Raw genomic sequence first — 25,598 nt, 5'->3', positions numbered from 1 at the left:
GGCTGAGGACAAAACGCGTAGAGTGACGTCAGCCGTTCAGGTCACGAAGGGCGTCCTCGATGCCGCGGTGGAATGTCGGGTACGCGTAGATCATGTGCCGCAGGGTCTCCACCGGCACCTCGGCGTGCACGGCCACGGCGAGGGCGGACAGCACCTCGCCGCCGACGGGTCCGGCCGAGGTGGCGCCGACCAGGACGCCCCGGTCGGCGTCCTCGACGAGCTTGATGAAGCCCTCGTTGCCGGCCTTGTGGATCCAGCCGCGCGACGACGACGGGACCTGCCCGGTGCCGGTGCGCACCCGCAGCCCGGCCGCGCGGGCCTGGGCCTCGGTGAGGCCGACGGCGCCGATCTCCGGATCGGTGAACGTGACCCGCGGCGCCGCCCGGTAGTCCGCCGGCGGGCCGTCCTGGCCCAGGATGTCCCGCACCGCGATGCCCGCCTGGTACATCGCCATGTGGGTGAACGCGCCGTGCCCGGTGACGTCGCCGACGGCCCACACGCCGTCGGCGGCGCGCATCCGCTCGTCGACGGTGACGGCGCGGGCGGCCGGGTCCAGACCGACCCGGTCGACGCCGAGCTTGGACAGGTCGACCTTGCGGCCGGTGGCGACGAGGAGCCGCTCGGCGGTGACCGTGCCGCCGTCGGAGAGGCTGACGGTGAAGCAGTCGCCGTCGTGGTGTACCGCGGACGCCGTCACCCCGACGTGGACGGTGACGCCGTCGCGGGTGAGCGCGGCGCGGGCCAGGTCGGAGGACTCGGGCTCCTCGAGGGCGACGAGCCGGTCGGCGGCCTCCACGACGGTGACGGCGACGCCGAAGCGGGCGAACACCTGGGCCAGCTCGACGCCGATGGCGCCGCCGCCGAGCACGATCAGCGACGCGGGCAGGGTCTCGACCTCGATCGCCTCGCGGTTGGTCCACAGCGGGGTGCCGGCGAGCCCGTCGATCGGCGGGACGGCGGGCTCGGTGCCGGTGCCCAGCACGATCCCGCGGGTCGCCCGGAACACCCGGTCGCCGGCGGTGACCTCGCCGGGGCCGGTGATGCTCGCCCAGCCGCGCACGAACGTGACGCCCTTGCCGACCAGGCGGTCGACGGCGACCTTGTCGTCCCAGGAGTCGGTGGCCTCCTCGCGGATGCGGCGGGCGACGGGCGCCCAGTCGGACCGCACCTCGGCGGTGCCGGCCAGCTGCGGCACGCGGCGGGCCTCGGCCAAGGCGTTGCCGGCCCGGATCATCATCTTGCTCGGCACGCAGCCCCAGTACGGGCACTCGCCGCCGACGAGGCGGCCCTCGACGCCCACGACCCGCAGGCCCGCCTCGGCGAGCCGCCCGGCGACCTCCTCGCCGCCGACGCCCAGCCCGACCACCACGATGTCCACCGTGTCCACGTGTTCCGCCATGGGTCCCACCCTAGGGTGCGCCCGGGCCGCGAACCGTTACGGACCGGGAACGTCGGGTGATCCGGGGTGGCCGCCGGCGGGTGGTATGACAGCAGGTCAGAAACCCTGTCAGGTGTTCGGCGCATTCTGGTCACCGGCCCGTGACTTTCGGTGCATGACGCCGCATCGTGGTGACTCGAACGCACGGAGTGAGTGCGCTCGTGCTCCATGGATGGGGAGATGCGGATGAGGAAGCCGATGACGGGCCGTCGTCGACCGCGCGCTGGCGCGTCGGGGCTGGTCGCCGTCGCGACGTCGTTGGGGTTGCTCGCGTTCGGTGGTCCGGCCGCCGCCGTGACCAGCCCCGAGCCCACCGGCGGCAGCGGCCGCACGGGCGGCGGCTGGTCCGCCGACGAGTGGCCGGCGGGGGCCGGGACCACGCTCAAGACCGTGCGGTCGATCATCAAGGCCGACAGCGGCGCCGCGGCGACGCTCACCGGCCAGGGGGTCGGGATCGCGCTGGTCGACACCGGGGTCGCGCCGGTGGCCGGCCTGCCCGCCGGGCAGCTGGTCAACGGTCCGGACCTGTCGTTCGAGTCGCAGTCCGGCCAGCTGCGCTACCTGGACACGTTCGGCCACGGTACCCACATGGCCGGCATCATGGTCGGCAACGACGCCGCCACCGGCACGATCGGCCTCGCCCCGAAGGCGAAGGTGACCTCCGTCAAGGTCGGCACCGCCACCGGCGCCAACGACGTGTCGCAGATGATCGCCGCGATCGACTGGGTGGTGCAGAACCGCAACCACGACCCGGCCAACCCGATCCGGGTGATGAACCTGTCGTACGGCTCCAGCGGCATGTCGGCCTCCACCGTCGACCCGCTCATGTTCGCGGTCGAGCAGGCGTGGCAGGCCGGCATCGTGGTGGTCGTCGCCGCCGGCAACGACGGCAGCACGACCACGGCGCTGACCAACCCGGCGATGGACCCGTTCGTCATCGCCGTCGGCGCGTCGACCACGAACAACACGATCGCCACGACGGACGACGACCTCGCCTCGTACACCAACAACTCCACCGCGACCCGGAAGGTCGACATCCTGGCGCCCGGCACGTCGATCGTGTCGCTGCGCGACCCGGGCTCCAACGTCGACCAGCAGTACCCGACGGCCCGCGTCGGCGACACCGGCTTCAAGGGCAGCGGCACGTCGCAGGCCGCCGCGGTGACCGCCTCGGCGGTGGCCCTGCTGCTGCAGCAGCGCCCGTCGCTCACCCCGGACCAGGTCAAGAAGCTGCTGATGTCCGGCGCGACGACGCTGACCACCGGCACCGCCGCGCAGAAGGGCATGAAGGAGCTCAACGTCGCGGCGAGCGTCGCGCTGGCCACCCCGACGACCACGCAGACCGCCACGAAGGGCACCGGCACCGGTTCGGTGGAGACCGCCCGCGGCGGCAACCACCTGTCGTTCAACGGCGTCGAGCTCAAGGGTGAGCAGTCCATCTTCGGCCCGTTCAACGGCGCCGCCTGGGCCAACCAGGCCGGGCAGAGGACCAGCTGGAACGGTGGCATGTGGATGGGCTACCGGATGGCCGGCGACACGTGGACCGGCGCCGGCGGCACCGGCGGCACCGGCCAGGTCACCGGCTACGCCGGCAAGTGCGTCGACGTGATGAACCGGCTGAACAACAACGGCACGCCGATCCAGCTGTACGACTGCAACAACACCCCGGCGCAGTACTGGGTGCTCGCCGCCGACGGCACCGCGCAGGCCCTCGGCAAGTGCATGGACCTGGTCAACGGCGGCACCGCCAACGGCACCAAGGTCCACCTGTGGGACTGCAACGCGGGCGCCCAGACGCAGCAGTGGCGGGTCAACACCGCCCGGCAGCTGGTCAACGTCGCGGCCAGCAAGTGCCTCGACGTGACCGAGTGGAACTCCACGAACGGCACCCAGCTGCAGGTCTGGGACTGCGGCGACCAGGACAACCAGCGCTGGGTCCCGCCGTCGACGTCGCGCACCTGGGCCGCCGCCTCCTGGCAGGGCACCCCGTGGACCGGCACCGGCTCCTGGAGCGACCCGGAGTGGTCCGAGCAGTACTGGACCGGCCACTACTGGTCCGGCCACTACTGGAGCGGTCACTACTGGTCCGCCGACGACTGGTCGACCTCCAGCTGGTCCTGACCCCGACGACCTGACCCCGACGTCCTGACCCCGATGACCTGACCCCGACGACCTGATACCGGCACCGCACAGGCGGGGGGGCCCCCCCCCCCCGGGGGGCCCCCCCGCCGCCGGCGTCAGAAGAAGTCCTCGACCCGGCCCCGGTCGATGTACGTCCGGGCCCACCGGGCGATCCGCGCCCGGTACCTGTCGACCAGCGCGCCGCCCAGCTGGCTGACGGACTCCTCGAGCAGCGCGTCGTGGGTGAACACGTAGACGCGATGCGGGGGCGATACGCCGTGATCGGTGCGGCCGCAACCGTGCTCGGCACCTCGGCGGGCGAGATCGCCGATTCGGCGGTGGCCCATCTCGGCCACGGGCTCGTCGAACCGGGTCGCCTCGTCGCCGTGCTGATCGGGGTCTGGGTGTATCGGCAGCTGGACGAGGTGATCGAGCGCGACGCCTGAAGGGCCGGTGTCGGCGGTGCGCCGCGAGAGGTGCACCGCCGACGCGATCGTCCGCCTCCTACGCCGCGGCGCCCGCCAGGACGGCGTCGGACAGGATGGGCCAGACCTCGGCGGACCACTCGCCGAAGTCGCGGTCGGTGAGGCAGGCGCAGGCCAGGCCGGCGACCGGGTCGACCCACAGGAAGGTGCCGGAGCGGCCGAAGTGGCCGAACGTGGCGGGGGAGTTGCGTGACCCGGTCCAGTGCGGCGACTTGCCGTCGCGCAGCTCGAAGCCCAGACCCCAGTCGTTCGGGTCCTGGCGGCCGAAGCCCGGCAGTACTCCCGACACGCCGGGGAACTGGACGGTGACCGCCTCCGGCATGAGGTCGGGGGCGAGGGTCGGGTCGAGCAGCTCCTGGCCGAGCAGGGCCAGGTCGGACAGCGGGCCCCGGGCGCCCGCCGCCGGGGAGCCCTGCAGGGTGGTGCCGCCCATGCCCAGGGGCCGCAGCACGGACTCGGTCATGAGCTCGGCGAACGTGCCGCCGGTGCGGGTCAGGACGAAGTCGGCGAGCAGCTCGAAGCCGCGGTTGGAGTAGATCCGCTTGCGGCCGGGCGCGGCGACCTGCGTGTCGTCGTCGAACGCGACCCCGGACGTGTGTGCCAGCAGGTGCCGGACCGTGGCGCCCTCCGGGCCGGCGGGCTCGTCGAGCAGGACGTCGCCCTTGTCGACGGCGACGAGCAGGGTCAGTGCCGTCAGCAGCTTGGTGACGGACGCCCAGGGCAGGGGATCGTCCGGGCCGGTGCGGTCGCGGACCCCTTCGGGACCCACGACCGCGACCGACGCGGTGGTGACTGGCCAGGTGCTGACGAGATCAAGTGCGCTCACGCACTCGAACCTACGGCAGGGCGTTGAGGAACGGTTCCTGGGTGTTCATGAACTCCCAGTTGTAGTAGCGGTCCCAGTTGATCGACCAGGTCATGAGGCCGCGGAAGTCCGGCGAGGTGCCGCCGCGCAGCGTGTACGACCCGCAGCCGCTGCCCTTGACGAGGCAGTTGACGGCGGCCTGGACGACGGCCGGGGCGACGTAGCCGTTGCCGGCGCTGACCGCGGCCGGCACGCCGAACGCGATCTGGTCGGCGCGCAGCCCGGGGAACGTCTGACCGGTGTTCGCGACCGGGAAACCGGCCTTGAGCATGTCGGTCATCGCGATGTGGAAGTCGGCGCCGCCCATCTGGTGGTACTGGTTGTCCAGGCCGGTGATCGGGCCGGAGTTGTAGTCCTGGACGTGCAGGACGGTCAGCGAGTCGCGCAGCGCGTGGATGACCGGCAGGTAGGAGCCGGCCCGGTTGTCCCCGGCGCTGGTGCCGCCGTAGAACTGGTAGCCCAGCTGCACGAAGAACGTCTCGGGCGCCATGGTCAGCACGAACCGGGTGCCGTACTTCGCCTTGAGCGACTTGAGCGCGGCGATGAGGTTCACCACCACGGGGGTGGTCGGGTTGCGGAAGTCGCTGTCACCCGGGTTGAGGTACAGCGAGTGGCCCTCGAAGTCGATGTCGAGCCCGTCGAGGCCCCACCGGTCGATGATCGCGCTGACCGAGCTGACGAACGCGTCGCGGGCCGCGGCCGTGGTGAGCTGCACCTGGCCGTTCTGGCCGCCGATGGAGATCAGGACCTTCTTGCCCTGGGCCTGCTTGGCCTTGATCGCGGCGAGGAACTCAGCGTCGGACTCCACGCCTGCGCACTCGGCGGCCGAGCAGCGGTTGAACCGGATGTCGCCGGAGGTGACCGACGTCGGTTCGCCGAACGACAGGTTGATGATGTCCCAGGCGGCCGGCACGTCGGCCATCCGCACGTACCCGGAGCCGTTGGCGAAGCTGGCGTGCAGGTACCCGATGAGCGCGTGCTTCGGCAGCCCGGTCACCGGCGGCTGCGACGTGCTGGGCGAGGTGGACGGGGACTTCGACGGCGACGCCGACGGCGACTTCGACGGCGACGGCGACGCCGAGGGGCTGCGGGTCGGCGACGCGGTCGTCGGGCTGGGCTGCCCGCCGGGGCCGTCGAGGGAGATGTCGTCGGCGTTGTAGGCGCCGGTGCCGTACCAGCCGTGCAGGTAGACCTGGACGGAGGTCTGCCCGGCGGCGGTGGTGAACGGCACGGTCAGCTTCGTGTAGCCGGTCCCGCTGGTCCAGGTGGACGCGCCGCCGGTGACGCCGAGGTACACGTAGGAGCCGCGCACCCAGCCGGTGAGCGTGTACGCGGTGCTCGGCTGGACGGTCACGGTCTGCGTGCACTGGGCGGTGTCGGACGCGGTGGCGTTGCCGTTGAGGGCGTAGGAGCCGGAGTGCACGGGGGTGGTCACGACCCCTGAGCCGGTGCCGGTGCAGGACCAGCCGGACAGGGACCCGCTCTCGAACCCGGGGTTGGTCAACAGGTTGGCGGCGTACGCGTTCGTGGTCACGAGCAGACCGGTCACCAGCAGGATCGCGGCGCCGAGGATGAGCGCTGTGCGCTTCATGGGGGTGGACCTCCATCGACGGTGCTCGCCATTATTAAGTTTGTTAACTGTTCTTGTCCAGTCCACGTCGGGTGGAAGTCCGAGGGAAATCCGCTCGCCGCCGCCCGGCCCGCCCGGGAGGATGCGCGCCATGGACAGCGTGTTCGACGCCGCCATGCTGTGGCCGGTGCGGCTGGTGCTGCCGGACCGGGCCGGGTGGTCGCTGTGGGGCGGCAACGCCGACGACGGCCACGACTTCCTGCTGCCCGCCGGGCGGCGCTACGCGGTCTTCGACACCGTCGAGCAGCTGTGCGACCACGTGCGCCGGGACGGCGGCGACCACGTGCTGTCCCGTACGCCCGGCTGGGAAGCGCTGCGGCACGGGCTCCGGCAGGGCGCGCCGCCGCGCGCGTCGGACGCCTACGGCTACCGGTTCGACCGGTTCGCGCAGTGGACCCCGGCGATGCGCGACGGCTGGGTCGTCGACTGCATCGACCTCGTCTGGGACCTCGGCAGCCAGTTCGACGACGAGGTGCTCAACGGGCTGAGCCGCCGCGGCGGGGCGCTGCGGCAGCTGTATGACTCGCTGTGGGGCGAGGTCTCGGGCGAGGAGCACACGGTCAAGGCCGAGCGGGTGGCCAAGGCCGCGAAGCGGGCGGTGACGCGGCTCGCGGCGCTGGCGAGGTGGAACCCGGGCACGGTACGCTGACCGCTCCGGTGATCGGAAAGGACGTGGTCGCGAGGCACGACGTGCCGGAGACGGGGCCCCGGTCGGGAGCTGACCGAGGGTCGAGGTCTGTATCCTCGCCGTTCCCCGCGCGGGCGACGGCGCCGCTCCCTCGTGCCTTTCCGCCACGGCGTGCGACAACGCCGCGATCACCCTTGGAAGATCATGATTCTGGTCACCGGTGCCACCGGCACCATCGGTAGTGAGCTCGTCCCCCTGCTCGCGCGGCGCGCCGCCGTACGCGCCATGACCCGCCGCCCGTCGCTGCCCGGCGAGGTCTACGGCGACCTCGACCGGCCCGAGACGCTGCCCGCCGTCCTGGACGGCGTCACGTCCGTGTTCGTCCTCGTCCCCGGGTACGGCCCGGACGGGCCCGTGCAGGAGCGGGCCCTCGTCGCCGCCGCCCGCGCCGCCGGCGTTCGGCACCTCGTCAAGCTGTCCACCAGCGGCGTCACGTTCGGCGCCACCGACGGGATCTCCGCCGGGCACCGCGCCGGCGAGGAGGTCGTGCGGGGCAGCGGCATCCCGTGGACGATCCTGCGTCCCGGGACGTTCATGACGTACCTGGAGCAGTACGCGCACGGCATCGCCCACGACCGCACCATGACGGTCACCGAGACCGACCCGGTCTCGGCGATGGTGCACCCGCTGGACGTGGCCGCCGTCGCCGCGACCGTCCTGACCCGCTTCGGGCACTTCGGCAAGGAGTACACGATCACCGGGCCGGAGGCGCTGTCACCGGCGGCGCAGGCCCGCGCCGTCGGCGAGGTGATCGGCGCGCCGGTCCGGCTCGTCATGCGCACCGTGGCGCAGACCCGCGCGGAGTTCGCCGCGCGCGGCTGGGGCGGCGCGCGCCTGGAGGCGCTGCTGGAGCTCAAGCGGCAGTCGGCGGCGTGGGACCACCGGGTGTCCGACACCGTGCCGCGGCTGGCCGGGCGGCCGGCGCTGACGCTGCGCGACTGGCTGCGGGAGCACGCCGGGCTGTTCACCGGCGGCGGTAGCGCTCGTCCCTGACCAGCACGTCCATCTCGAGGTCGGCGCCGAGGGTGCCGTGCAGGCCGAGCAGCAGCGCCGCACCGTGCCGGCGCACGTCGCGCAGCTTCGGCACGTCGACGGTGGCGGCGGTGACCGCGTCGCCGAACTCGACCAGCCCGCCGCGGAACCCGGCGAACAGGCCGTCGCCGTCACGGGCGAGCGGGGAGCGGGCCGCCAGCTCCGGCAGCGGGGTGCGGGGGCGCAGCACCCGCCCGCCCGGGCCGCGGTGCACCCGGCGCGGTGCACCCGGGCCCGCAGCCGGACCGCGCCGTGTGTCACGACCACGCATGGTACTGGGGGCCCGAGGGCCCCCAGTACCGGAAAACGGCGGTGCTCAGACGCGGACCGGCTCGGGGTCCGGGTGCGCGGCGAGGTGCTCGCGCAGCTTCTCGCCCTCGATGTCGACGTTCGGCAGGAGCTTCGACAGCCAGCCGGGCAGCCACCACGCGGCGCGGCCCAGCAGCGACACGACCGCCGGCACGATCGTCATGCGCACGATGAACGCGTCGATGGCCACGCCGATGGCCAGGGCGAAGCCCATCGACTTGATCACCGGGTCGTCGAGCAGGATGAATCCGGCGAACACCGACGTCATGATCAGCGCCGCCGCGGTGACGACCCGGGCGCCGTGGCCCATGCCGCTGATCGTGGCCTCCTGCGGGCCGGCACCGTGCACGTAGTCCTCGCGCATGCGGGAGACCAGGAACACCTCGTAGTCCATGGCGAGGCCGAACAGGATGCCGATGAGCAGGATCGGCAGGAAGCTCACCAGCGGCCCGGGCGTGTCGAGGCCGACCAGCGAGGCCAGGTGCCCCTTCTGGAACACCAGCACGGTGATGCCGAAGGTCGCGCCGACGGTGAGCAGGAACCCGGCCGCGGCCTTGAGCGGCACGAGGATGGAGCGGAACACCAGCATCAGCAGCAGCACCGACAGCCCGACGACCAGCAGCAGGTAGCGCGGCATCGCGTCGGACAGCTTCTCCGACACGTCGATGCCGACGGCGGTCTGGCCGGTCAGCGCGATGTCGGCGCCCTGGACCTGGCGGACCTTGGCCCGCACGTCGTGCACCAGGGTCTCGGTGGCCTCGTCGGTCGGGCCGGTCTTCGGGATGACCGCCAGCAGCGCCGTCTTGCCGTCGCGGCTGAAGTTCGGCGGGGTCGCGGCGAGCAGGTTCGGGGTGCCCTGCAGCACGCCCAGAGCCTCCTGCGCCTTCGCCTTCGTGGTGTCGGCGGAGTCCGTCGACACCACCAGCGCGAGGCGGCCGTTGAAGCCGGGGCCGAAGCCCTGCTCGATGAGGTCGGCGGCCTTGCGGGCCGGGGAGTCGGTGGGGCCGGCGCTGGCGCCGGGCAGCGCGATGCGCATGTCGGCGGCCGGGATCGCCAGCGCGCCGAGGCCGATGACACCGACCAGCAGCACCGGCACCCGCAGGCGGGTGATCGCCCGCGCCCAGCGGAACCCGAACCCGGCGGCCTCCTTGGCCGCGGCGGCGTCGACCGCGCCGGCCTTGCGCAGCCGGCGCGGCAGGATCCGCAGGCCGGCGAAGCCGAGCAGGGCCGGCTGCAGGGTGATGGCGACGAGCACGGCGACCGCGACGGTGCCGGCGGCGGCCAGACCCATCACCGTCAGGAACGGGATGTTGACCACGGCGAGGCCGGCGAGGGCGATGACGACGGTGGCGCCGGCGAACACGACCGCGGAGCCGGCGGTGCCGACGGCCCGGCCGGCCGCCTCGTCCGGGGCGAGCCCGTCGACCAGGTTCTGCCGGTGCCGGGACGTGATGAACAGCGAGTAGTCGATGCCGACGGCGAGGCCGAGCATGAGGGCGAGCACCGGCGCGGTGCTGGTGAGCTGGACGGCGCCGCTGAGCGCGTACAGGCCGGCCATGCCGGCGCCGACGCCGATCAGCGCGTTGAGCATCGTCATGCCGGCCGCGACCAGCGCGCCGAACGTCACGACGAGCACGACCAGGGCGATGACCACGCCGATCGCCTCGGTGCCGCCGACCTCCGGCTCGCTGTTCATCACCTCGCCGCCGTGCTCGACGCGCAGCCCGGCCTGCCGGGCGGCGGCGCCGCTGGCCTCGTAGGCGTCGCGCTGCTCGTCGGTGACCTTGTCGGCGCGGTCGGCGAACTGGACGGTGATCAGCGCGTACTGCCCGTTCTGCGACACGGCGCCGGTCTGGAACGGGTCGAGCGCGCCGAGCACCCCGGGCAGCTTCGCCGCCTCGGCGACGAGGCCGTCCACGGCGGCCTTCGACGCGGTCAGCGGCTGGCCCTGCGGCGCGGCGACGACGATGGTGCCGGTCGCGCCGCTGGCCTCCGGGAACTGCGACTTGAGCGCGTCGATGGCGCGCTGCGACTCGGTGCCCGGCATGGTGAAGTCGCTGGAGGTGGGGCCGCGGAAGGCGGCCGCCGCGCCGCCGAGCCCGCCGAGGACCACCACCCAGATGATCAGCACGAGCCAGCGGTGGCGGAAGGAGGCCCGCCCCAGCCGGTAGAGCACGGTTGCCATGTCCGTCGTCCTTGTCCTCGGTTGTCGGTGTGCAGTGGTGAGCGGTCGTTACTGGAGGGGTTCCAGCGCCCGCGCGGCGGTCGCGATGAGGGCCGAGCGCAGGGTCGCGTCGTCGAACTCGGTGCAGGCGAAGACGACCGCGGGCAGCCCGGCGAGCACGAACTTCGCGGCCAGCCGGGACGCCGCGGTGCCGGAGCCGCCGGCGAGGGTCGCCAGCAGCTTCTCGGTCAGCTCGTTCACCGGTCGCAGGACCGGCTGCCGCAGCAGGTACGGCAGGTCGCCGTAGATGACCTGGATCTCCTTGCGGTAGCGCAGGGCCAGGTCGACGAAGCCCTCGACGCCGATCGTGCGGGCGGTGGCCGGGTCGGGCTCGGCGGCGACGCGGACGTCGAGGTCGGCCAGCTCGGCGAGGGCCGGCGCGCACAGCTCGGTGAGGATCGCGTCCTTGCTGTCGAAGTGGTACAGCAGGGTCGCCTTCGAGCAGCCCACCTCGGCGGCGATGTCCTGCAGCGACGTGCCCTTGTAGCCGGCCTCGGCGAACTGGCGGGTGGCGGCGGCCAGGATCTCGTCGCGGGTCTTGCTGCGGGCCATGGGTGGTTCACCTCCGACGGCCAGCATGCCTGACCGATCGGTCAGAACCTGACCGATCGGCCAGTTCTGTGCCTGACCTCACAACACCCCATCGGCGGACACCCGCCCGGTGTGAGCGCTCGACGCTCACCCGCCCACGGCCGGCAGACGGTCAGAGGCCGGCGCGGACGGCGGCCTCCACCGTGGCCGGGACCGGCCCGCCGTGCAGGGCGTCGAGGGCGAGCAGCGCCGCGCCCGCGACCGGCGGCGAGGACAGCACGGTCACCGACGCGTGCGGCGACAGCGCGGCCAGCCTGGCCACCACGTCGGTGTGCAGCTGCGGGTGCCGGGCGGTGAGCACGCCACCGCCGAGCACGACCGTGTACGCGGTGTCCAGCAGCGCCAGCCGGCCGGCGGCCACGCGGACCAGCGCCTCGATCTCCTCGGCGAGCCTGGCCACGACCCGCCCGGCGACCGCGTCACCGGCCGCGGCGACGGTGAACAGCACCTCGCACAGCTCGTCGAGGCGGCCCGCGGGTAGGTCGCCCAGGTGCATGGCGACGCTGACCGCCTCGGCGCTGGGCAGCCCGTACCGCTCGGTGACGGCACCGGTGAGCGCGGTGGGCCGCCCGCGGCCGTCCTCGCCGCGCACCGCGTAGTAGAGCGCGAGCGCGGCGAGGTGGTGCCCGCCGCCCCAGTCGCCGGACAGCTGGCCCAGCGACGGGAAGCGCGAGGTGTGCCCGTCGCGGCGGCGGCCGACGGCGTTGATCCCGGCGCCGCAGACGACCCCGACCGCGTCGGGCGCCGCGGTGCCGGCGCGCAGCAGCGCGAACAGGTCGTTGTCGACCTCGACCGCGTCCGCGAGGCCGAGACCGTCGATGCCGGCGGCGAGCCGCTCCACCTCGATCGGCAGGTCGGCGCCGGCCAGGTACGCCGACAGCCGGCTCAGCGGCAGCGCCGCCGGCAGCGCCGCGGCGGCCCGGGCCCGGGCGACCAGGTCGCCGAGCGCGGCCAGGCAGCCGGGCAGCCCGACCACGTGCGGGGAGATGGTCGGGCCCTGCACCCGGGCGAGGATCCGGCCGTCGGCGTCGCCGAGCACGACGTCGGTCTTGGAGTTGCCGCCGTCGACCGCGGCGAACACCTGTGCGGTCACGACAGCCACGCGAGGTGGTCGCGGTTGGCGGCCAGCAGGTCGTCGGTGAGCCGGGTCGCCTGCTCGTGCTGGCCGACCAGCGGGTGGGCCAGCAGCGCCTGGTACACCCGGTCCCGCCCGCCGCGCACGGCCGCGTCGACGGCGAGCTCCTCGTACGCGCTGACCGCGCCGACCAGCCCGCGCAGGTGCGGGGAGAGCGGCGACACCGGCAGCGGGGTGGCCCCGCCGGCGCCGATCCGGCAGGTGACCTCGATGACGGCGTCGTCGGGCAGGAACGGCATCGTGCCGGCGTTGCGGACGTTGACGGCGTGGATGCCGCCGTCGTCGTGCTGCAGGGAGGCGATCAGCCCGACGGCGGCCTCGGAGTAGAACGCGCCGCCGCGCTGCCCGAGCAGCTCCGGCTTGGCCGTCAGCGCCGGGTCGGCGTACATGCGCAGCAGCTGCGCCTCGATCCCGGCGACCGTCGCGCCGCGGGTCGGCCCGCCGCGCTCCTCCCGCACCACCAGGTCGTGGCAGTAGAAGTAGCGCAGGTAGTACGACGGCACGGTGCCCAGCGTCGCCAGCACCGGCGCCGGAATCCGCACCTCGGCGGCGACGTCGTCGAGGTGAGCCGACAGCAGCCGCGGCAGCTGGTCGACCCCGTCGACGTACACCGCGCGCTCCCAGGTGAGGTGGTTGAGCCCGACGTGGTCGAGCAGCACGGCGGCGGGGTCGACGCCGAGGGTGGCGGCGAAGCGGCGCTGGAAGCCGATCGCCACGTTGCACAGCCCGGCGGCCTTGAACCCGTGGTCCAGCAGCGCCCGGGTGACGATCCCGACCGGGTTGGTGAAGTTGACGATCCACGCGCCGGGGTCGGCACGCCGGGCGATGTCGAGCACGACCGGGACCGTGCGCAGCGCCTTCGCCAGGCCGCCGGCGCCGGTCGTCTCCTGCCCGACGCAGTCGCACGCGAGGGGGAACGTCTCGTCGCTGATGCGGGCCGCCTGCCCGCCGACCCTCAGCTGGATGACCACGGTCGCCGCGCCGGCGAGGGCGTCGTCGACGTCGGAGGTCCACCGCAGGGTGCCCGGATGCCCGTGCGCGGCCATCAGCCGCCGGGCGAAGGCGCCGACCACCTCGAGCCGCTCGTGGGCGGGGTCCAGCAGGACGATCTCCGAGGCGAACGGGGCGAGCCGCGCGAACCCGTCGATGAGCTCCGGGGTGTACGTGGAGCCACCCCCGACGACGGCGATTTTCAACCTTTGACTCCTGTCAACGTGACACCTTGCACGAAGGCGCGCTGGGCGAAGAAGAACAGCACCACGACGGGCACCATGGTGAGGATCGTGGCGGCGCTGACGAGGTTCCACTGCACATGATGCAGCGTCTTGAACGACGCCAGACCCAGCGACAACGTCCAGTTGTGCTCGTTCTCGCTGGTGTACAGCAGCGGTCCGTAGTAGTCGTTCCACGCGTAGAAGAACTGGAACAGCGCCGCGGCGGCGATGCCGGGCCGGGCCATCGGCAGCACCACCCGCAGCAGCGTGCGCCACTCGCCGCAGCCGTCGACGCGGGCCGCGTCGAGGTACTCGGTGGGGATGGTGAGCAGGAACTGCCGCAGCAGAAAGATGGAGAACGCGTCGCCGAGCAGCATCGGCAGCACCAGCGGCCACAGGGTGCCGGTGAGGCCCCAGTTCGCCCACATCAGGTACAGCGGCACCGTGGTCACCTGCGGCGGGATCATCATCATGCAGACGATGACGACGAGGTACGCGCCCTGCCCCCGCCAGCGCAGCTTGGCCAGCGCGTAGGCGGCCGGCACGCTGGCCAGCAGCATGAACGCGGTCGCCGCGACCGAGTACAGCACCGTGTTGAGCAGGTACCGCGGCAGCGGGGTCTTGCTGAACACGTCGGCGTAGTTGGCGAAGCGCCACTGCCGCGGCCAGTACGAGGCGGTGAGCGCCTGCGAGTCGGTCATCAGCGAGGTCAGCAGCAGGAACACCACGGGCGCGACGAACATGACGCACAGCGCGATCGTGAGGCTGTGCCGCGCGGTCCACACCAGCCAGCGGTTCATGACACCTTCAGGGATCGGCGCAGCAGCAGCAGCGAGACGGCGAACGCGACCAGGAACAGCACGACCGCCATCGCGTTGGCGTAGCCGAGGGCGCCGTACCGGAAGCCCACGACGTACAGCCACAGCGGGTAGGTGAACGTGGAGCCCTCCGGGTAGCCGAAGGTGGAGGAGATCCCGGCGCCGGTCGTGGCCTGCCCGCTGGCCGCGGACGCGGCGACCGCCGCCTGCGCGAAGTACTGCAGGGTGGTGATGACCCCGACGACGGCGGTGAACACCACGACCGGCGAGATGTGCGGCAGCGTCACGTGCCGGAAGCGGTGCCACGCGCCGGCGCCGTCGATCTGCGCCGCCTCGAGCTGCGCCTGCGGCACGTCCAGCAGCGCCGCCAGGTACAGCACCATGACGTCGCCGACGCCCCACAGGCCCAGCAGCACCAGCGACGGCTTGGACCAGTCGGGGGAGTTGAACCACAGCGGCCCGTCGACGCCGAGGTGCGCCAGGGCCGTGTCGACCGGGCCGACGCCGGGCTTGAGCAGGTACACGAACGCGAGGGTGGCGGCGACCGGTGGGGCGAGCGCCGGCAGGTAGAAGATCGTGCGGACGATCCCGCCGCCGCGCTTGACGGTGGTGAGCAGCGTCGCGGTGGCGAGGCCGCCGAGCATCCGGGCGGGCACCAGGACCGCGCACAGCCACAGCGTGTTGGTGGCGGCGCGGGTCAGGAACGGGTCGTCGAACAGGTGCCGGTAGTTGCGCAGCCCGACCCATTCCGGGGTGCTCAGCAGGTCGAACTTCGTGAAGGAGAAGTAGACGGCGCTGCTGAGCGGGTACAGGAAGAACACCACGATGCCGACCGTCGCCGGCGCCATGAACGAGGCGACGGTCAGCGCGTGGCGCAGCTTGTGCGGCACCCTACCCGCCCAGCTGCAGCAGCGAGTTGATCTGCTTGTCCACCTCGGACAGGCCCTTGCCGAGGTCGGTCGCGCCGCCGCTCTGCCAGGTGTCGCAGAACGTCTGGAACGTCTCCTGGTACGCGGGGCCGGCCGACGACGGCGGGGTGGTGGTCGTCCTCGGATGGTTGAAGATGTCCACGAACGTCTTGAACTCCGCGTCCAGGTGCAGGTCCGGCGAGGCGAGGGCGTCCTTCGTGGACGGGATGTTCTTGAGGCTGTTGGCCAGCTTGACGATCGCCTTGGTGTCGGTCGTCAGGTACTTGATGAGCTCCCACGCCGCCTCGGGGTTCTTCGCGGTGCGGGAGATGCCGATGACGTTGCCGGTGACGTAGCCGGCGCCGTAGCGCTCCGGGGTGGACGTCGGCATCGGCGCGACCCCGAACTGCAGGTCCGGCGCCTGGTCCTTGGCGAACGCGATGCGGTACTCCCCGTCGATGTTCATCGCGACCTGCCCCTTCTGGAAGGCGTTCGCGTCGGAGTACTCGTCGCCGAGGGAGGCGCGGAACGCCTCGAGCTTGTCGTAGCCGTACCAGTCGATCAGGTCCTTCTGCCACTTCAGCAGCGCCTGCCAGGCGGGGTCGCCGCCGATCGCCGACGTGCCGTCGCCCTTGAGCCACTGCCCGCCGACCATCGGCCCGAGGTGCGACGGGGAGTTCTCGTAGAAGCCCCACAGCGGCAGGAAACCGGCGGTGGTGATGGTGCCGTCGGCGGAGCGCTTGGTGAGCTTCTTCGCCGCGTCGGCGAACTCCTCGAGGGTCTTCGGCGGGCCGGCGATCCCGGCCTCGGCGAAGAGCTTCGTGTTGTAGTAGAGGCCGTAGGCGTCGGCGAGCACCGGCATCGCGCAGCGCTTGTTCTTATACTGGGTGTACTCCTTGACGGTCTGCGGGAAGCCGTCGAGGGAGACCTTGTCGCGGCTCAGGTACTGGCCCAGGTCCAGCCACGCGCCGCTGGCGCAGAACTGCCCGACGATGTCGGTGGAGTAGGACAGCCCGACGTCGGGGCCCTGCCCGCCGCCGATCGCCTGGGTCATCTTCGAGTCGTCCTGGCCGGACTTGACCACGACCTTGATCTTCGGGTGGCTGGCCTGGAAGTCCGCGACGACGCCGTCGATCGCGGTGGCCTCCCGGTCGGTGAAGAAGTGCCAGAACTCCACGGTGCCGGAGACGTCGGCGCCGGGGTCGGCGATCGGCTTGTCCTTCGGGCCCGGGGTGCAGGCGGTGGCCAGCAGAGCCACCGCGACGAGGGGGACGATGCGACGCAAGGGGTTCCTCCTGGGGGTCGGAACAGGCGTGCGGCAGCCGCCGGTCAACAGCATGTATTGACCAACGTCGTTTGCATGGGGGATGGTGGTGGTAGCGCGCGGACGTCGGTCGATGCCGCCAGATCGGCCGACGTCCGCGGTTCGGGGCGGGCGCGCTCAGGCGCCCGGTTGTCGCAGCCTGTCGAGCAGGACCCGCCGCACGGCCGACAGCGCGGCGTCCGCGGCGCCCAGCAGGGGAGCGTCGTCCTCGACGGTGCTCACGGCGATCTCGGTCTCCAGCGGCGCGGCCCGGGACATCGCCTTGGCGACCGCCTCGCCGAGCGCTGCCCCGCCGGCCCGGCCGATCTCCCCGCCGAGCACTACGAGGGGCGGGTCGAGCACCGCGACGACCGCGGCGAGGCCGAGCACGATGCGCCCGGCCAGCTCGGCCAGCAGGGCGTTGTCGGTGAGCCGGTCGGTGGGGTCCGTGCCGTGCTGGGCGGCCAGGGCCCGCACCGCCTCGCCGCTGACCAGGTCGTGCAGGTCCCGTGCGCCGTCGACGGTGACCGGCATGTAGCCGATCTCGCCGGCGCCGCCGCGGGCGCCGCGCAGCAGCCTGCCGCCGCCGAGGTCGATGGCCAGGCCGAGGCCGGCGTCGCCGAGCCACAGCAGCACGAACCCGTCGCCGTCCGGCAGGCCCTGCGCGGCGCCGTGCGCGCGTTCGGCGAGCGCGGCGAGGTTGACGTCGTTGTCGACCTCGACCGGCACGGCGGCCGCCGTGGTGAGGTCGTCGAGCAGGCCGCGCCGGCTCCAGCCCGGCACGTCGACGTGGTGGATGACCCGGTCCCGGGGGTCGACCGCGCCGGCGACGGCGAGCTGGACGTGCGCGACCGGGCCCCGGCCGACGCCCGCCGCCGCGCACAGCGCGTCGATGGTGGCGCTGACCGCGGTGGCCGGGTCGGTCCGGGTGAAGTCGGTCGGAACGGCGAGCCTGGCCCGCTGGACGCCGCGCAGGTCGTGCAGCGACGCGGTCAGCGACGGCGCGCCGTCGCGCACCGACATGGCGACGGCGTAGGCGGCGTCCGGATTGACCGCGTACACCTCCGCGTTGGGGCCGGGCCGGCCGGTCTCGTGCCCGGCGCCGACGACGAGATCGGCATCGGCGAGCCGCCTGACCGCCTCGGAGACGGTCGGCTTGGACAGGCCGGTCAGCGCGCGCAGCTCGGCCCGGGTGAGCTGGCCGTGGTCGAGCAGGTGCCCGAGCGCGGCCGCCTCGTTGAGGGCCTTGAGCAGCTTCGAGGATCCCCCGAGCGGCATTTGCTGCCTCCGGCAACTAATAGGCAAACTGACTAACAGTTGTGGAGAACGTAAGCGCCGCCACGCGTCATGTCAACGCCCGGCCCGCCACCGCCGCACGACCGCGTCGGGGTCCAGCGCGGGCAGCACGGTCGGCGGGCCGTCCATCAGCCCGCGCCGGGCCTGCTCGATGCGGGTGTTGAGCTCCTCGACGACCGCCCGCACCCGCTCCTCGGTGCGCAGCGACGCCAGCCGCTCCGGCAGGTCCTCGACCTCGCGGCGCAGCCGCAGCGTCGGCGGCACCCCGCCGGGCAGGCCCTCGCGCCGGGCGAGGTCGCGGATCCACCAGTCCTCGTCGTAGAGCTCGCCGTGATCGGGCAGTGGCTTGCCGGCACCCGGCAGGTTGTCGAACTGCCCCTGTTCCTGCGCCTCGCGGATCTGCCGGTCGATGTGGGACTCGTACCAACTGGACATGATCTCATTGTCCGGTGGAGACACTGGAGCGCTACGGCTATCCGGCCCTCGCCCTGCTGGTGCTGCTGGAGGGGATCGGCGTGCCGACCCCGGCGGTGAGCGTAGTGGTGGCCGCCGCGGTGCTCGCCGGGCACGGCCAGATGAGCCTGCCGCTGGTCGTCGCGATCACCTTCGGCGCGGCGGTGGCCGGCGACAACCTCGGCTTCTGGCTCGGCCGCCGGGCCGGCCGCCCGGTCATCCTGCGCTGGGGCCGGCGGGTCGGGCTGACCGAGCCGCGGCTGGCCCGCGCCGAGCGCTTCTTCGCCCGCCGCGGCCGCAACATCGTGGTGGTCGCCCGGTTCATCGACGGCCTGCGGCAGACCAACGGCCTCATCGCCGGCGCCATCGCGCTGCCGTGGCGCCAGTACACGATCCGCGACGCGATCGGCGGCGCCGCCTGGACCGCGCTGTGGGTCTCGGTCGGCGCCGTCGCCGGCGGCAACCTGGAGCGCCTCCGCGCCCTGCTGCACCGCTACGAGACGCCCGCACTGATCGTCGCCGCCGGACTGCTGGTGTCGGTGTCGCTGGTGTACGTGTGGCGCCGCCGCAGACGCGTCAAGGCCGAGTGAGCCCGCTCAGCAGGCGTCGTCGGCCTGCTCGCGGAACTGCTCGAGGGTCAGCGGCCGCGCCTCGCCGCCGTGCCCCTTGTGCCCCCAGACCTGGCCGTCGCCGAGCCGGTCCAGGTCTGCCAGGGTGAAGACGACGTCCCGCACGTGGGGCCGGTAGGTGAAGGCGTAGAGCCGGTACCGCCGCTCGGGCAGCAGTTGGACCGGCCCGGCCGGCACCGACGGGTCGGGCTCCTCGCGCCAGCCCGCGGGCGTGGTGCCGATCTCGATGGTCCAGGACCTGTCCGTGTCGGCGGCATTCCAGATCCGCCAGAGTGGACCGCCGCCGGCCGGGGTCGCGGGCAGACCGCGGCCGTTGTACGGCACCGCGGTGGCCGAGCCGCTCGGTGCCGCACCCGACGGCTGCAGACCCTCGTGGGCGGTGGGCATGGCGGTGCCGGCCGGCTCGGCCTCCGGGCCGCCCAGCGTGAGCGACACCCTGGCCACCGTGCCGGCGTCGCCGCATTGCCGCAGGTGTAGGACCGGCCGCCCGCTGCCGTCGCGGCCGACGGCCATCATCGGCTCCTCCGGCGGCGAGCAGGCGGCCAGCAGGCCGCCGGTGAGCAGTGCCGCGAGCAGGGCGGCAGCGGTGCGGGCGGGTGCGTGCATGGCCCGAGTATCGCCGGGATCGGCAAGTGTCATGGAGGCGTCGGCGCCACGCCGAAGGGCGCTACATTACGTAACCTTGCGGGTGCATTGCGTGACTGTTTTTCGTGAAATATCCGTCCAGGACTCGCATTTCGGGTTAAGTGGGGGTCGCGACGGACGTTCACCGTCGATCACTCGTCGAAAGGTCGTCATCATGAATCGCTGGCTCATCCGGTCGGTGCAGATCGCCGCGCTGTCCTTGGGTGGCCTCGCGCTCACCGGCACCGCCGCCCAAGCCGACTGGGTCAGCGGGCCCAACGTCGGGTTCTTCAACGGCAACCAGTCCTCGACCACGGTCCAGGTTCCGGTGAACATCTGCGGCAACGCCGTGGCGATCGTCGGCTTCGCGAACGCCAACTGCTCCGGCGGCGCCTACGCCTACAACGGCGACGGCGGCAGCGGAAGCGGTGCCGGCAACTCCAACGGCAACGGCAACGGCAACGGCAACGCGAACGCCACCAGCCACAAGAAGAAGCACAAGAAGCACCACGCCAACAGCAACTCGTCCGGCAACGGCAGCGGCAACTCGTACTACCACAACAACTCGTACGGCAACTCGTACGACGACGACAACGACGGCAACGGCAGCGGCAACGGCGGCGCGTACGCGTACAACAGCAACGGCGGCTGGACCACCGGCTACAACGCCGGCCTGTTCAACGGCAACCAGTCCTCGACCACCGTCCAGGTGCCGATCAACGTGTCGTGCAACTCGGTCGCCGTGATCGGCTTCGCGTCGAGCTGCTGACCGGGCAGGCGCACGGCGGAGGCACCGCCTGCCTCGCCCCGTAGAGCGTTGGCCGATGTCCGCGGCTGGATCAGCCCTCCCCGCGGTACACCGGCCAACGCTTCCGGCGTTACGGGCCGCTTACGGGATCGGCACGGCCGTGCCGGTGACCGCGACCCCGCTGCCGGGCCGCGCGTCCAGCTCGACCGTGACCAGGCTCGGCCGGCCCAGGTCGTGCCCCTGATGGATGCGCAGTGTCGCCGGTACGTCCACCAGCGCGAGCTCGCGCAGGTAACCGCCGAACGCCGCGGCGGCCGCCCCCGTCGCCGGGTCGTCGTAGACCCCGCCGGGCGGGAACGGGTTGCGGGCGTGGAACACCGCCGCCGACTCCCGCCACACCAGGTCGACCGTGGTCCAGTCGTGCCGGCGCATCAGCTCGGTCAGCGCGGGCACGTCGTAGTCGAGGTCGGCGAGCCGGGCCCGGGTCGCCGCGGCCACCACCGGGTGCCGGGCACCCGCGTACGCCACCCGCACCGGCAGCGCGGGGTCCAGGTCGGCGGCGTCCCACCGCAGCGCGCGCAGCAGCGCCTTGAGGACCGCCGCGTCGACCGGCTCGGTGTGCGGCGGCACGCTGCGCAGCGTCGCGGTCAGCCCGTCCACCCCGACCCGCGTCTCCACGTCGATCGGGCCGACCCGCGACTGCAGGCGCAGCGGGCCGAGACCGAAGCGCTCGGCGTACGCGGCGGCGGTCGCGATCGTCGCGTGGCCGCAGAACGGCACCTCGGCGAGCGGGCTGAAGTACCGCACCCCGATGCGCTCCCCGGAACGGTCACCGGACAGGAACGCGGTCTCGGAGTAGCCGACGTCCGCCGCGATGGCCTGCATCGCGGCGTCATCCAGGCCGGTGGCGTCGAGCACCACCCCGGCGGGGTTGCCGCCCTTGGGGTCGGTGGTGAACGCGCTGTACCGAAGGATTTCCATGCCCTCGACGCTAGGCGCGCACCCGGCCGCCGGCACGGTCCAATCCGCGCCGGGTGGTTGTGGGCGCCGCCACGTCAGCGGCGGGCCCGGAGCACGGCCGGAGCCGGCCAGCTGCGGGGCTGACCGGCTCCGGACCTACGCGGGTGAAGCTCAGTTGGAGGCGACGCCCAGCTCGCCCTGGCCGTCGGTGTGCAGCTCGGTGGCGGAGGCGAACGACGAGTCGAGCTGGTGCTGCAGCGCGTCGAGCTGCGCGAACGCCGACGAGCTGGAGGACTCGCTGCCCTCGGCCGCGAAGACGTGGTCGGACTCGGCCGCGGCGTGGTCGTACGACGTGAAGTCCTGCTCCGCGTAGTGCGAGCCGTCCGCGCCCGTGAACTCGACCTGGTGCCCCTGGTCGAACGAGGTCGACTCGGCGGAGGCGTGGTCCTGCTCGTAGACGCCGAACTGCGAGTCGTAGTTGTTCTCGTTGGCCTCGACCTGGTGGAGCTGGTCCAGCGACTCGCTCTCATGACCCGCCTCGACGTGGCCGTAGTCGGCGCCGGTGTCGAACTCGCTCATGGCGGTTCCCCTCAGTTGGTGACACTTGGTGACGACATCGACGGTACGGCCTGCGCAGCCGCCCGGAATCCCCCGAACGTGCCACCGAGATGAGCTGGTCGAACCGTCCGGTATGTGGTTTCGTGGGGCAGCCGGGCCATCCACGCCGATGGGTGACCGCCCGATGACGGTCCAACGAGATCACCGGGCGCCGGCGGCGAGCCCGGCGAGGGCGTCGCGCGCCGCGGCGAGCGCCGCCGCCGACGCCGGCAGCAGCGGCAGCCGCACGTGCGGTGTCGGGATGCGCCCCTCGGCGTGCAGGACGGCCTTGACGACCGCCGGGTTCGGCTCGGCGAACAGCGCCGCCGACACCGCCGCGAGCCGCGCGCCGAGGCGCCGCGCCCGGCGCACCTCGCCGTCGCGCCACGCCTCGTGCAGCGCCACGAACCGGCCCGTCGCCACGTGCGCCGAGGCGAGGATCCCGCCGGCGGCGCCGAGCGCCAGCAGCGGTCCGACGACCGTGTCGTCGCCGCCGAGCACCGCGAACCCCGGCGGCAGCGCACCCAGCAGCGCGACCGTGTCGCCGCTGACGGCGCCGTCGGACAGCTTCATGCCCACCACGTTCGGCACCGCCGCCAGCCGCAGCAGCGTCGCCACGTCGAGGGGCTGCCCGGTGCGGTACGGCACGTGGTACACCACGACCGGCACCGGCGAGGCCGCCGCCACCGCGCGTACGTGCGCCAGGACCCCGGCCGCGCCCGGCCGCGTGTACGGCGGCACGACCACCATCGCGGCGTCGCCGCGCACCGCCCGCACCGCCTCGACGGTCCCGGCGGTCGAGCTGCCGCCGGTGCCGACCAGCAGCGGCACCCCGTACCTCGCGCAGACCACCCGGCAGACGTCCACGACCGCGGCCCGCTCGGCCCCGCTCAGCGTCGCCGGCTCACCGGTCGTGCCGAGCGCGACGAGCCCCGCCGCTCCCTCCTCCAGCACCCGGCCGGCGAGCGCGGCGAGCGCGTCCAGCGCCACCGACCCGTCAGCGGCGAACGGCGTCACGAGCGGCACGAAGATCCCCGAAAGCTGCATGCCGTCCAGCCTCGCCCACCGCCGAGCGGAAGGTCCAGTTCACATTCGTTGCGACGAGCATAAGCTCAACTGATGCTCGACGTGCGCAAGCTGCGCCTCCTGCGCGACCTCGCCGGCCGGGGCACCATCGCCGCCGTCGCCGCCGCCCACAACTACACCCCGTCGGCCGTGTCGCAGCAGCTCGCCGCGCTGGAGCGGGAGGCCGGCACGGCGCTGCTGGCCCGCACCGGCCGCGGCGTCACGCTCACCCCGGCCGGCGCGGTCCTCGCCGCCCACGCCGAGGAGGTGCTCGCCGCCCTGGAACGCGCCACCGCCGCGCTCGCCGCGACCCGCACCGGCCTGTCCGGCCCGCTGCGCATCGGCGCGTTCCCGACCGCGGTGCGCACGCTGCTGCCGGCCGCCCTGGCCGCGCTCGCCCGCGAGCACCCGGCCCTGGACCTCACCGTCGACGAGCTCGACCCGGCCCTCGTCCCGGCCCGGCTGCGCGACGGCACCCTCGACGTGGCGCTCGTGCACGACTACGACCTGGTGCCGATCGCCCCCGACCCGGCGCTGGACACCGCGCCGCTGCTGGACGAGACGATGTACCTGGCCGCGACCCGCCCCCTGGACCTCGCCGGGTGCCGCGACGAACGGTGGATCCTCGCCGGGCCGGGCACCCTGTGCCACACGATGACGGTGCGCGCCTGCGAGGCCGAGGGGTTCCAGCCGCGGGCCCGCCACCACGCCGACGACTTCGTCACCGTGCTGACGCTCGTCGCCGCCGGGCAGGGCGTGGCGGTCGTGCCGGAGCTGGCGGTGCGCCCGCCGTCGGTGCCGGAGGGGGTGGTGCTGACCGCGCTGCCGACCCGGCGGCGGACCCGGTTCGCCTACCGGGCCGGGACGGCGGCGCACCCGTCGATCGCCGCGTTCGCCGGCGCGGTGCGCACGGCCGCCGCCGCGCGCTGACGCCACCCGACCGCCGCCGCGGGGTGGTGCGGAGTGGTTGCCGGGCAGGAGCGCGCCGGGCACCGTCGTCAGACCCGCCCTTCCCGGGCCGACGTGCAACGGCGTGACCGTCTTCACCCCCCAGGACCCGGTCCTGCACCTGCTGCGCCGCGCCACCTACGGACCGACCCCCGCCGCCGAGGCCGAGATCCGCGAGATCGGCACCGCGTCGTGGCTCAACCGGCAGCTGGCCCCGTCGACCATCGACGACTCCGCCTGCGACGCGCTGCTCACCCGGTACCCCCTGATCAGCGCCGACATCACCACGATCCGCGCGAAGGTCAAGGCCGGCACGCTCAAGTTCGGCGCCTGGGACGCCATGCAGCAGCTCGGCTCCGCGGCGGTCGCCCGCGCCGCGTGGAGCCGGCGGCAGCTGCTGGAAATCATGGTCGACGTGTGGTCGAACCTGCTCAATGTCACCTGCCCGATGGGGGAGGTGTGGGACAGCCGCACCGGCTACGACACGCTCATCCGCAAGCACGCCCTCGGCCGCTTCGCCGACCTGCTCAAGGCCACCGCCACCGCCCCGGCGATGCTGTCCTACCTGGACAACCGCAGCTCGACGAAGGCGAAACCCAATGAGAACTACGCCCGCGAGCTCATGGAGCTGCACACCGTCGGGCTCATCTACACCGAGGCCGACGTGAAGGACGCCGCGCGGCTGCTCACCGGCCTCACCGTCGACAAGACCACCGGCCTGTACAGGTTCGACGCCACCCAGCACGCGACCGGCGCCGTCACCATCCTCGGCTGGCGGCACGACAACGCGACCGCCGGCGGCGGCGAGGCGGCCGCGCTCGCGTTCGTGGAGATGCTCGCCCTGCACCCGGCCACCGCCGAGCGCGTCGCCCGCCGGCTCTGCGTCCGGTTCGTCGCCGACGACCCGCCACCGGCGCTCGTCAGCCGGTTGCAGCAGGTGTACGTGCAGCAGAAGTCCGCGATCGTCCCGGTCCTGCGGGCGCTGTTCGCCTCGCCGGAGTTCGCCGCGTCGACCGGGGCGAAGGTCCGCACCCCGTTCGAGGACCTCGTCGCGGCCGTGCGGGTCCTCGGCCTGCAGCCCGAGGCGAGCGGCACCGACGGCGTGCGCGGCCTGTACAACTACCTTGTCGACGCCGGTCACGCCCCGATGCGGTGGTCGCCGCCGAACGGCTACCCGGACGTCGCCGCCGCCTGGACCGCCCCGTCCGGGCTGCTCGTGCGCTGGAACGCGCACCTGAACCTGGCCGCCGGCTGGTACCCCAAGCAGCTGGTGCGGCCGGCGTCGATGCTCACGGCGCTGGTGCCGAAGCTGCCCGCCACGCACGGCGCGTTCCTCGACGCCCTCACGACCCGGCTGGTCGGCACCACCCTGCAGCCCGCGCACCGCGACGCGCTGCTGGCCTTCCTCGGCAAGACGGCGGCGAGCCCGCTGAAGGCGACCGACCCCGCCGCCGCGGGCCGCCTGCCGCACCTCATCGCCCTCGTCCTCGACTCGCCCTACTTCCTGGCCAGGTGAC

Annotated in this window: 26 protein-coding genes; 8 read left to right on the top strand and 18 right to left on the bottom strand. The window is 73.2% G+C overall.

The features are described from left to right. Nucleotides 1–28: 28 nt before the first annotated feature. The gene (locus OP18_RS04080) at nucleotides 29–1,399 is read right to left on the bottom strand and encodes a dihydrolipoyl dehydrogenase family protein (RefSeq protein ID WP_033357355.1); all 1,371 of its coding nucleotides are present in this window, start codon (nucleotides 1,397–1,399) and stop codon (nucleotides 29–31) included. Between the two features lie 225 nt (nucleotides 1,400–1,624). On the opposite strand from OP18_RS04080, the gene OP18_RS52010 reads away from it, so the two are divergent. Beyond that, complete coding sequence (locus OP18_RS52010) at nucleotides 1,625–3,559, top strand: S8 family serine peptidase (protein ID WP_162189741.1); 1,935 nt, start codon at nucleotides 1,625–1,627, stop codon at nucleotides 3,557–3,559. Nucleotides 3,560–3,675: 116 nt separating this feature from the next. On the opposite strand, the gene OP18_RS61730 is transcribed toward OP18_RS52010, so the two are convergent. After that, entirely contained in the window at nucleotides 3,676–3,810 is a 135-nt protein-coding gene (locus OP18_RS61730) for a hypothetical protein (protein ID WP_260709457.1), read from the bottom strand. 27 nt (nucleotides 3,811–3,837) lie between these two features. Here OP18_RS61730 and OP18_RS56760 point away from each other — a divergent pair, with 27 nt between their 5' ends. Then, the gene (locus OP18_RS56760; RefSeq protein ID WP_156089280.1) at nucleotides 3,838–4,005 is read left to right on the top strand and encodes a hypothetical protein; all 168 of its coding nucleotides are present in this window, start codon (nucleotides 3,838–3,840) and stop codon (nucleotides 4,003–4,005) included. 58 nt (nucleotides 4,006–4,063) lie between these two features. Here the strand turns inward: OP18_RS56760 and OP18_RS04070 are convergent, their stop codons facing one another. Together OP18_RS04070 and OP18_RS04065 are read right to left on the bottom strand one after the other, a co-directional pair. Further along, nucleotides 4,064–4,870: a serine hydrolase domain-containing protein gene (locus OP18_RS04070; RefSeq protein WP_033357354.1), complete on the bottom strand. Its 807-nt coding sequence runs from the start codon at nucleotides 4,868–4,870 to the stop codon at nucleotides 4,064–4,066. Between the two features lie 10 nt (nucleotides 4,871–4,880). Next, nucleotides 4,881–6,500, bottom strand: coding sequence for a chitinase (locus OP18_RS04065; protein WP_033357353.1), 1,620 nt, complete (start codon nucleotides 6,498–6,500; stop codon nucleotides 4,881–4,883). A gap of 130 nt (nucleotides 6,501–6,630) precedes the next feature. Here OP18_RS04065 and OP18_RS04060 point away from each other — a divergent pair, with 130 nt between their 5' ends. Beyond that, nucleotides 6,631–7,188 carry a hypothetical protein gene (locus tag OP18_RS04060; protein ID WP_033357352.1) on the top strand — a complete coding sequence of 186 codons (558 nt, stop codon included), beginning with the start codon at nucleotides 6,631–6,633 and terminating at the stop codon, nucleotides 7,186–7,188. A gap of 183 nt (nucleotides 7,189–7,371) precedes the next feature. After that, on the top strand, nucleotides 7,372–8,220 hold the full coding sequence (locus OP18_RS04055; RefSeq protein WP_033357351.1) for an NAD(P)H-binding protein: 849 nt from the start codon (nucleotides 7,372–7,374) through the stop codon (nucleotides 8,218–8,220). On the opposite strand, the gene OP18_RS04050 is transcribed toward OP18_RS04055, so the two are convergent. The 10 genes from OP18_RS04050 to OP18_RS04005 form a co-directional block, all read right to left on the bottom strand. Next, nucleotides 8,192–8,473 (bottom strand): hypothetical protein, encoded by a 282-nt coding sequence (locus OP18_RS04050; RefSeq protein ID WP_033357350.1) that lies wholly within the window; start codon nucleotides 8,471–8,473, stop codon nucleotides 8,192–8,194. The two genes, OP18_RS04055 and OP18_RS04050, sit on opposite strands and share 29 nt — an antisense overlap. Before the next feature lie 102 nt (nucleotides 8,474–8,575). After that, complete coding sequence (locus OP18_RS04045) at nucleotides 8,576–10,753, bottom strand: MMPL family transporter (RefSeq protein ID WP_033357349.1); 2,178 nt, start codon at nucleotides 10,751–10,753, stop codon at nucleotides 8,576–8,578. A gap of 48 nt (nucleotides 10,754–10,801) precedes the next feature. Continuing rightward, entirely contained in the window at nucleotides 10,802–11,344 is a 543-nt protein-coding gene (locus tag OP18_RS04040) for a TetR/AcrR family transcriptional regulator (protein ID WP_033357348.1), read from the bottom strand. A gap of 151 nt (nucleotides 11,345–11,495) precedes the next feature. Continuing rightward, nucleotides 11,496–12,476: an N-acetylglucosamine kinase gene (locus OP18_RS04035; protein ID WP_033357469.1), complete on the bottom strand. Its 981-nt coding sequence runs from the start codon at nucleotides 12,474–12,476 to the stop codon at nucleotides 11,496–11,498. Next, nucleotides 12,473–13,714 (bottom strand): 6-phospho-beta-glucosidase, encoded by a 1,242-nt coding sequence (locus tag OP18_RS04030; RefSeq protein ID WP_033357347.1) that lies wholly within the window; start codon nucleotides 13,712–13,714, stop codon nucleotides 12,473–12,475. The genes OP18_RS04035 and OP18_RS04030 overlap by 4 nt, the downstream gene beginning before the upstream one ends. Next, a complete protein-coding gene (locus tag OP18_RS04025) occupies nucleotides 13,711–14,532 on the bottom strand; it encodes a carbohydrate ABC transporter permease (RefSeq protein ID WP_033357346.1) in 822 nt (273 codons plus the stop codon). The genes OP18_RS04030 and OP18_RS04025 overlap by 4 nt, the downstream gene beginning before the upstream one ends. Then, entirely contained in the window at nucleotides 14,529–15,440 is a 912-nt protein-coding gene (locus OP18_RS04020; protein ID WP_245635251.1) for a carbohydrate ABC transporter permease, read from the bottom strand. The genes OP18_RS04025 and OP18_RS04020 overlap by 4 nt, the downstream gene beginning before the upstream one ends. 1 nt (nucleotide 15,441) lies before the next feature. Further along, nucleotides 15,442–16,743: an ABC transporter substrate-binding protein gene (locus tag OP18_RS04015; protein WP_033357345.1), complete on the bottom strand. Its 1,302-nt coding sequence runs from the start codon at nucleotides 16,741–16,743 to the stop codon at nucleotides 15,442–15,444. A 156-nt stretch (nucleotides 16,744–16,899) separates the two neighbouring features. Beyond that, on the bottom strand, nucleotides 16,900–18,039 hold the full coding sequence (locus OP18_RS04010) for an ROK family transcriptional regulator (RefSeq protein ID WP_033357344.1): 1,140 nt from the start codon (nucleotides 18,037–18,039) through the stop codon (nucleotides 16,900–16,902). A gap of 72 nt (nucleotides 18,040–18,111) precedes the next feature. Further along, a complete protein-coding gene (locus OP18_RS04005; protein WP_033357343.1) occupies nucleotides 18,112–18,492 on the bottom strand; it encodes a DnaJ family domain-containing protein in 381 nt (126 codons plus the stop codon). 14 nt (nucleotides 18,493–18,506) lie between these two features. On the opposite strand from OP18_RS04005, the gene OP18_RS04000 reads away from it, so the two are divergent. Continuing rightward, the gene (locus tag OP18_RS04000; protein ID WP_033357342.1) at nucleotides 18,507–19,100 is read left to right on the top strand and encodes a DedA family protein; all 594 of its coding nucleotides are present in this window, start codon (nucleotides 18,507–18,509) and stop codon (nucleotides 19,098–19,100) included. Nucleotides 19,101–19,106: 6 nt separating this feature from the next. On the opposite strand, the gene OP18_RS58530 is transcribed toward OP18_RS04000, so the two are convergent. Then, a complete protein-coding gene (locus tag OP18_RS58530) occupies nucleotides 19,107–19,745 on the bottom strand; it encodes a hypothetical protein (protein WP_033357341.1) in 639 nt (212 codons plus the stop codon). A 193-nt stretch (nucleotides 19,746–19,938) separates the two neighbouring features. On the opposite strand from OP18_RS58530, the gene OP18_RS58525 reads away from it, so the two are divergent. Beyond that, nucleotides 19,939–20,532, top strand: a complete 594-nt coding sequence (locus OP18_RS58525) for a chaplin family protein (protein ID WP_033357340.1) — start codon at nucleotides 19,939–19,941, stop codon at nucleotides 20,530–20,532. Nucleotides 20,533–20,652: 120 nt separating this feature from the next. Here the strand turns inward: OP18_RS58525 and OP18_RS03985 are convergent, their stop codons facing one another. The 3 genes from OP18_RS03985 to OP18_RS03975 all read right to left on the bottom strand — a co-directional run bounded on the left by OP18_RS03985 (nucleotide 20,653) and on the right by OP18_RS03975 (nucleotide 23,115). After that, nucleotides 20,653–21,492 (bottom strand): PhzF family phenazine biosynthesis protein, encoded by an 840-nt coding sequence (locus OP18_RS03985; protein ID WP_033357339.1) that lies wholly within the window; start codon nucleotides 21,490–21,492, stop codon nucleotides 20,653–20,655. A gap of 150 nt (nucleotides 21,493–21,642) precedes the next feature. Next, nucleotides 21,643–22,050, bottom strand: a complete 408-nt coding sequence (locus OP18_RS03980; protein WP_033357338.1) for a hypothetical protein — start codon at nucleotides 22,048–22,050, stop codon at nucleotides 21,643–21,645. 180 nt (nucleotides 22,051–22,230) lie between these two features. Further along, nucleotides 22,231–23,115 (bottom strand): dihydrodipicolinate synthase family protein, encoded by an 885-nt coding sequence (locus tag OP18_RS03975; RefSeq protein WP_033357337.1) that lies wholly within the window; start codon nucleotides 23,113–23,115, stop codon nucleotides 22,231–22,233. A gap of 72 nt (nucleotides 23,116–23,187) precedes the next feature. On the opposite strand from OP18_RS03975, the gene OP18_RS03970 reads away from it, so the two are divergent. Further along, nucleotides 23,188–24,063, top strand: coding sequence for a LysR family transcriptional regulator (locus OP18_RS03970; protein WP_033357336.1), 876 nt, complete (start codon nucleotides 23,188–23,190; stop codon nucleotides 24,061–24,063). A 103-nt stretch (nucleotides 24,064–24,166) separates the two neighbouring features. Then, nucleotides 24,167–25,597, top strand: a complete 1,431-nt coding sequence (locus OP18_RS03965) for a DUF1800 domain-containing protein (RefSeq protein ID WP_052386201.1) — start codon at nucleotides 24,167–24,169, stop codon at nucleotides 25,595–25,597. Nucleotide 25,598: the final 1 nt, after the last annotated feature.

The organism is Dactylosporangium aurantiacum (genome assembly GCF_000716715.1).
Lineage (GTDB): Bacteria > Actinomycetota > Actinomycetes > Mycobacteriales > Micromonosporaceae > Dactylosporangium > Dactylosporangium aurantiacum.
The sequence above is the reverse complement of the archived record's forward strand: the minus strand, read 5'-3'. Positions and strand labels throughout refer to the sequence as shown.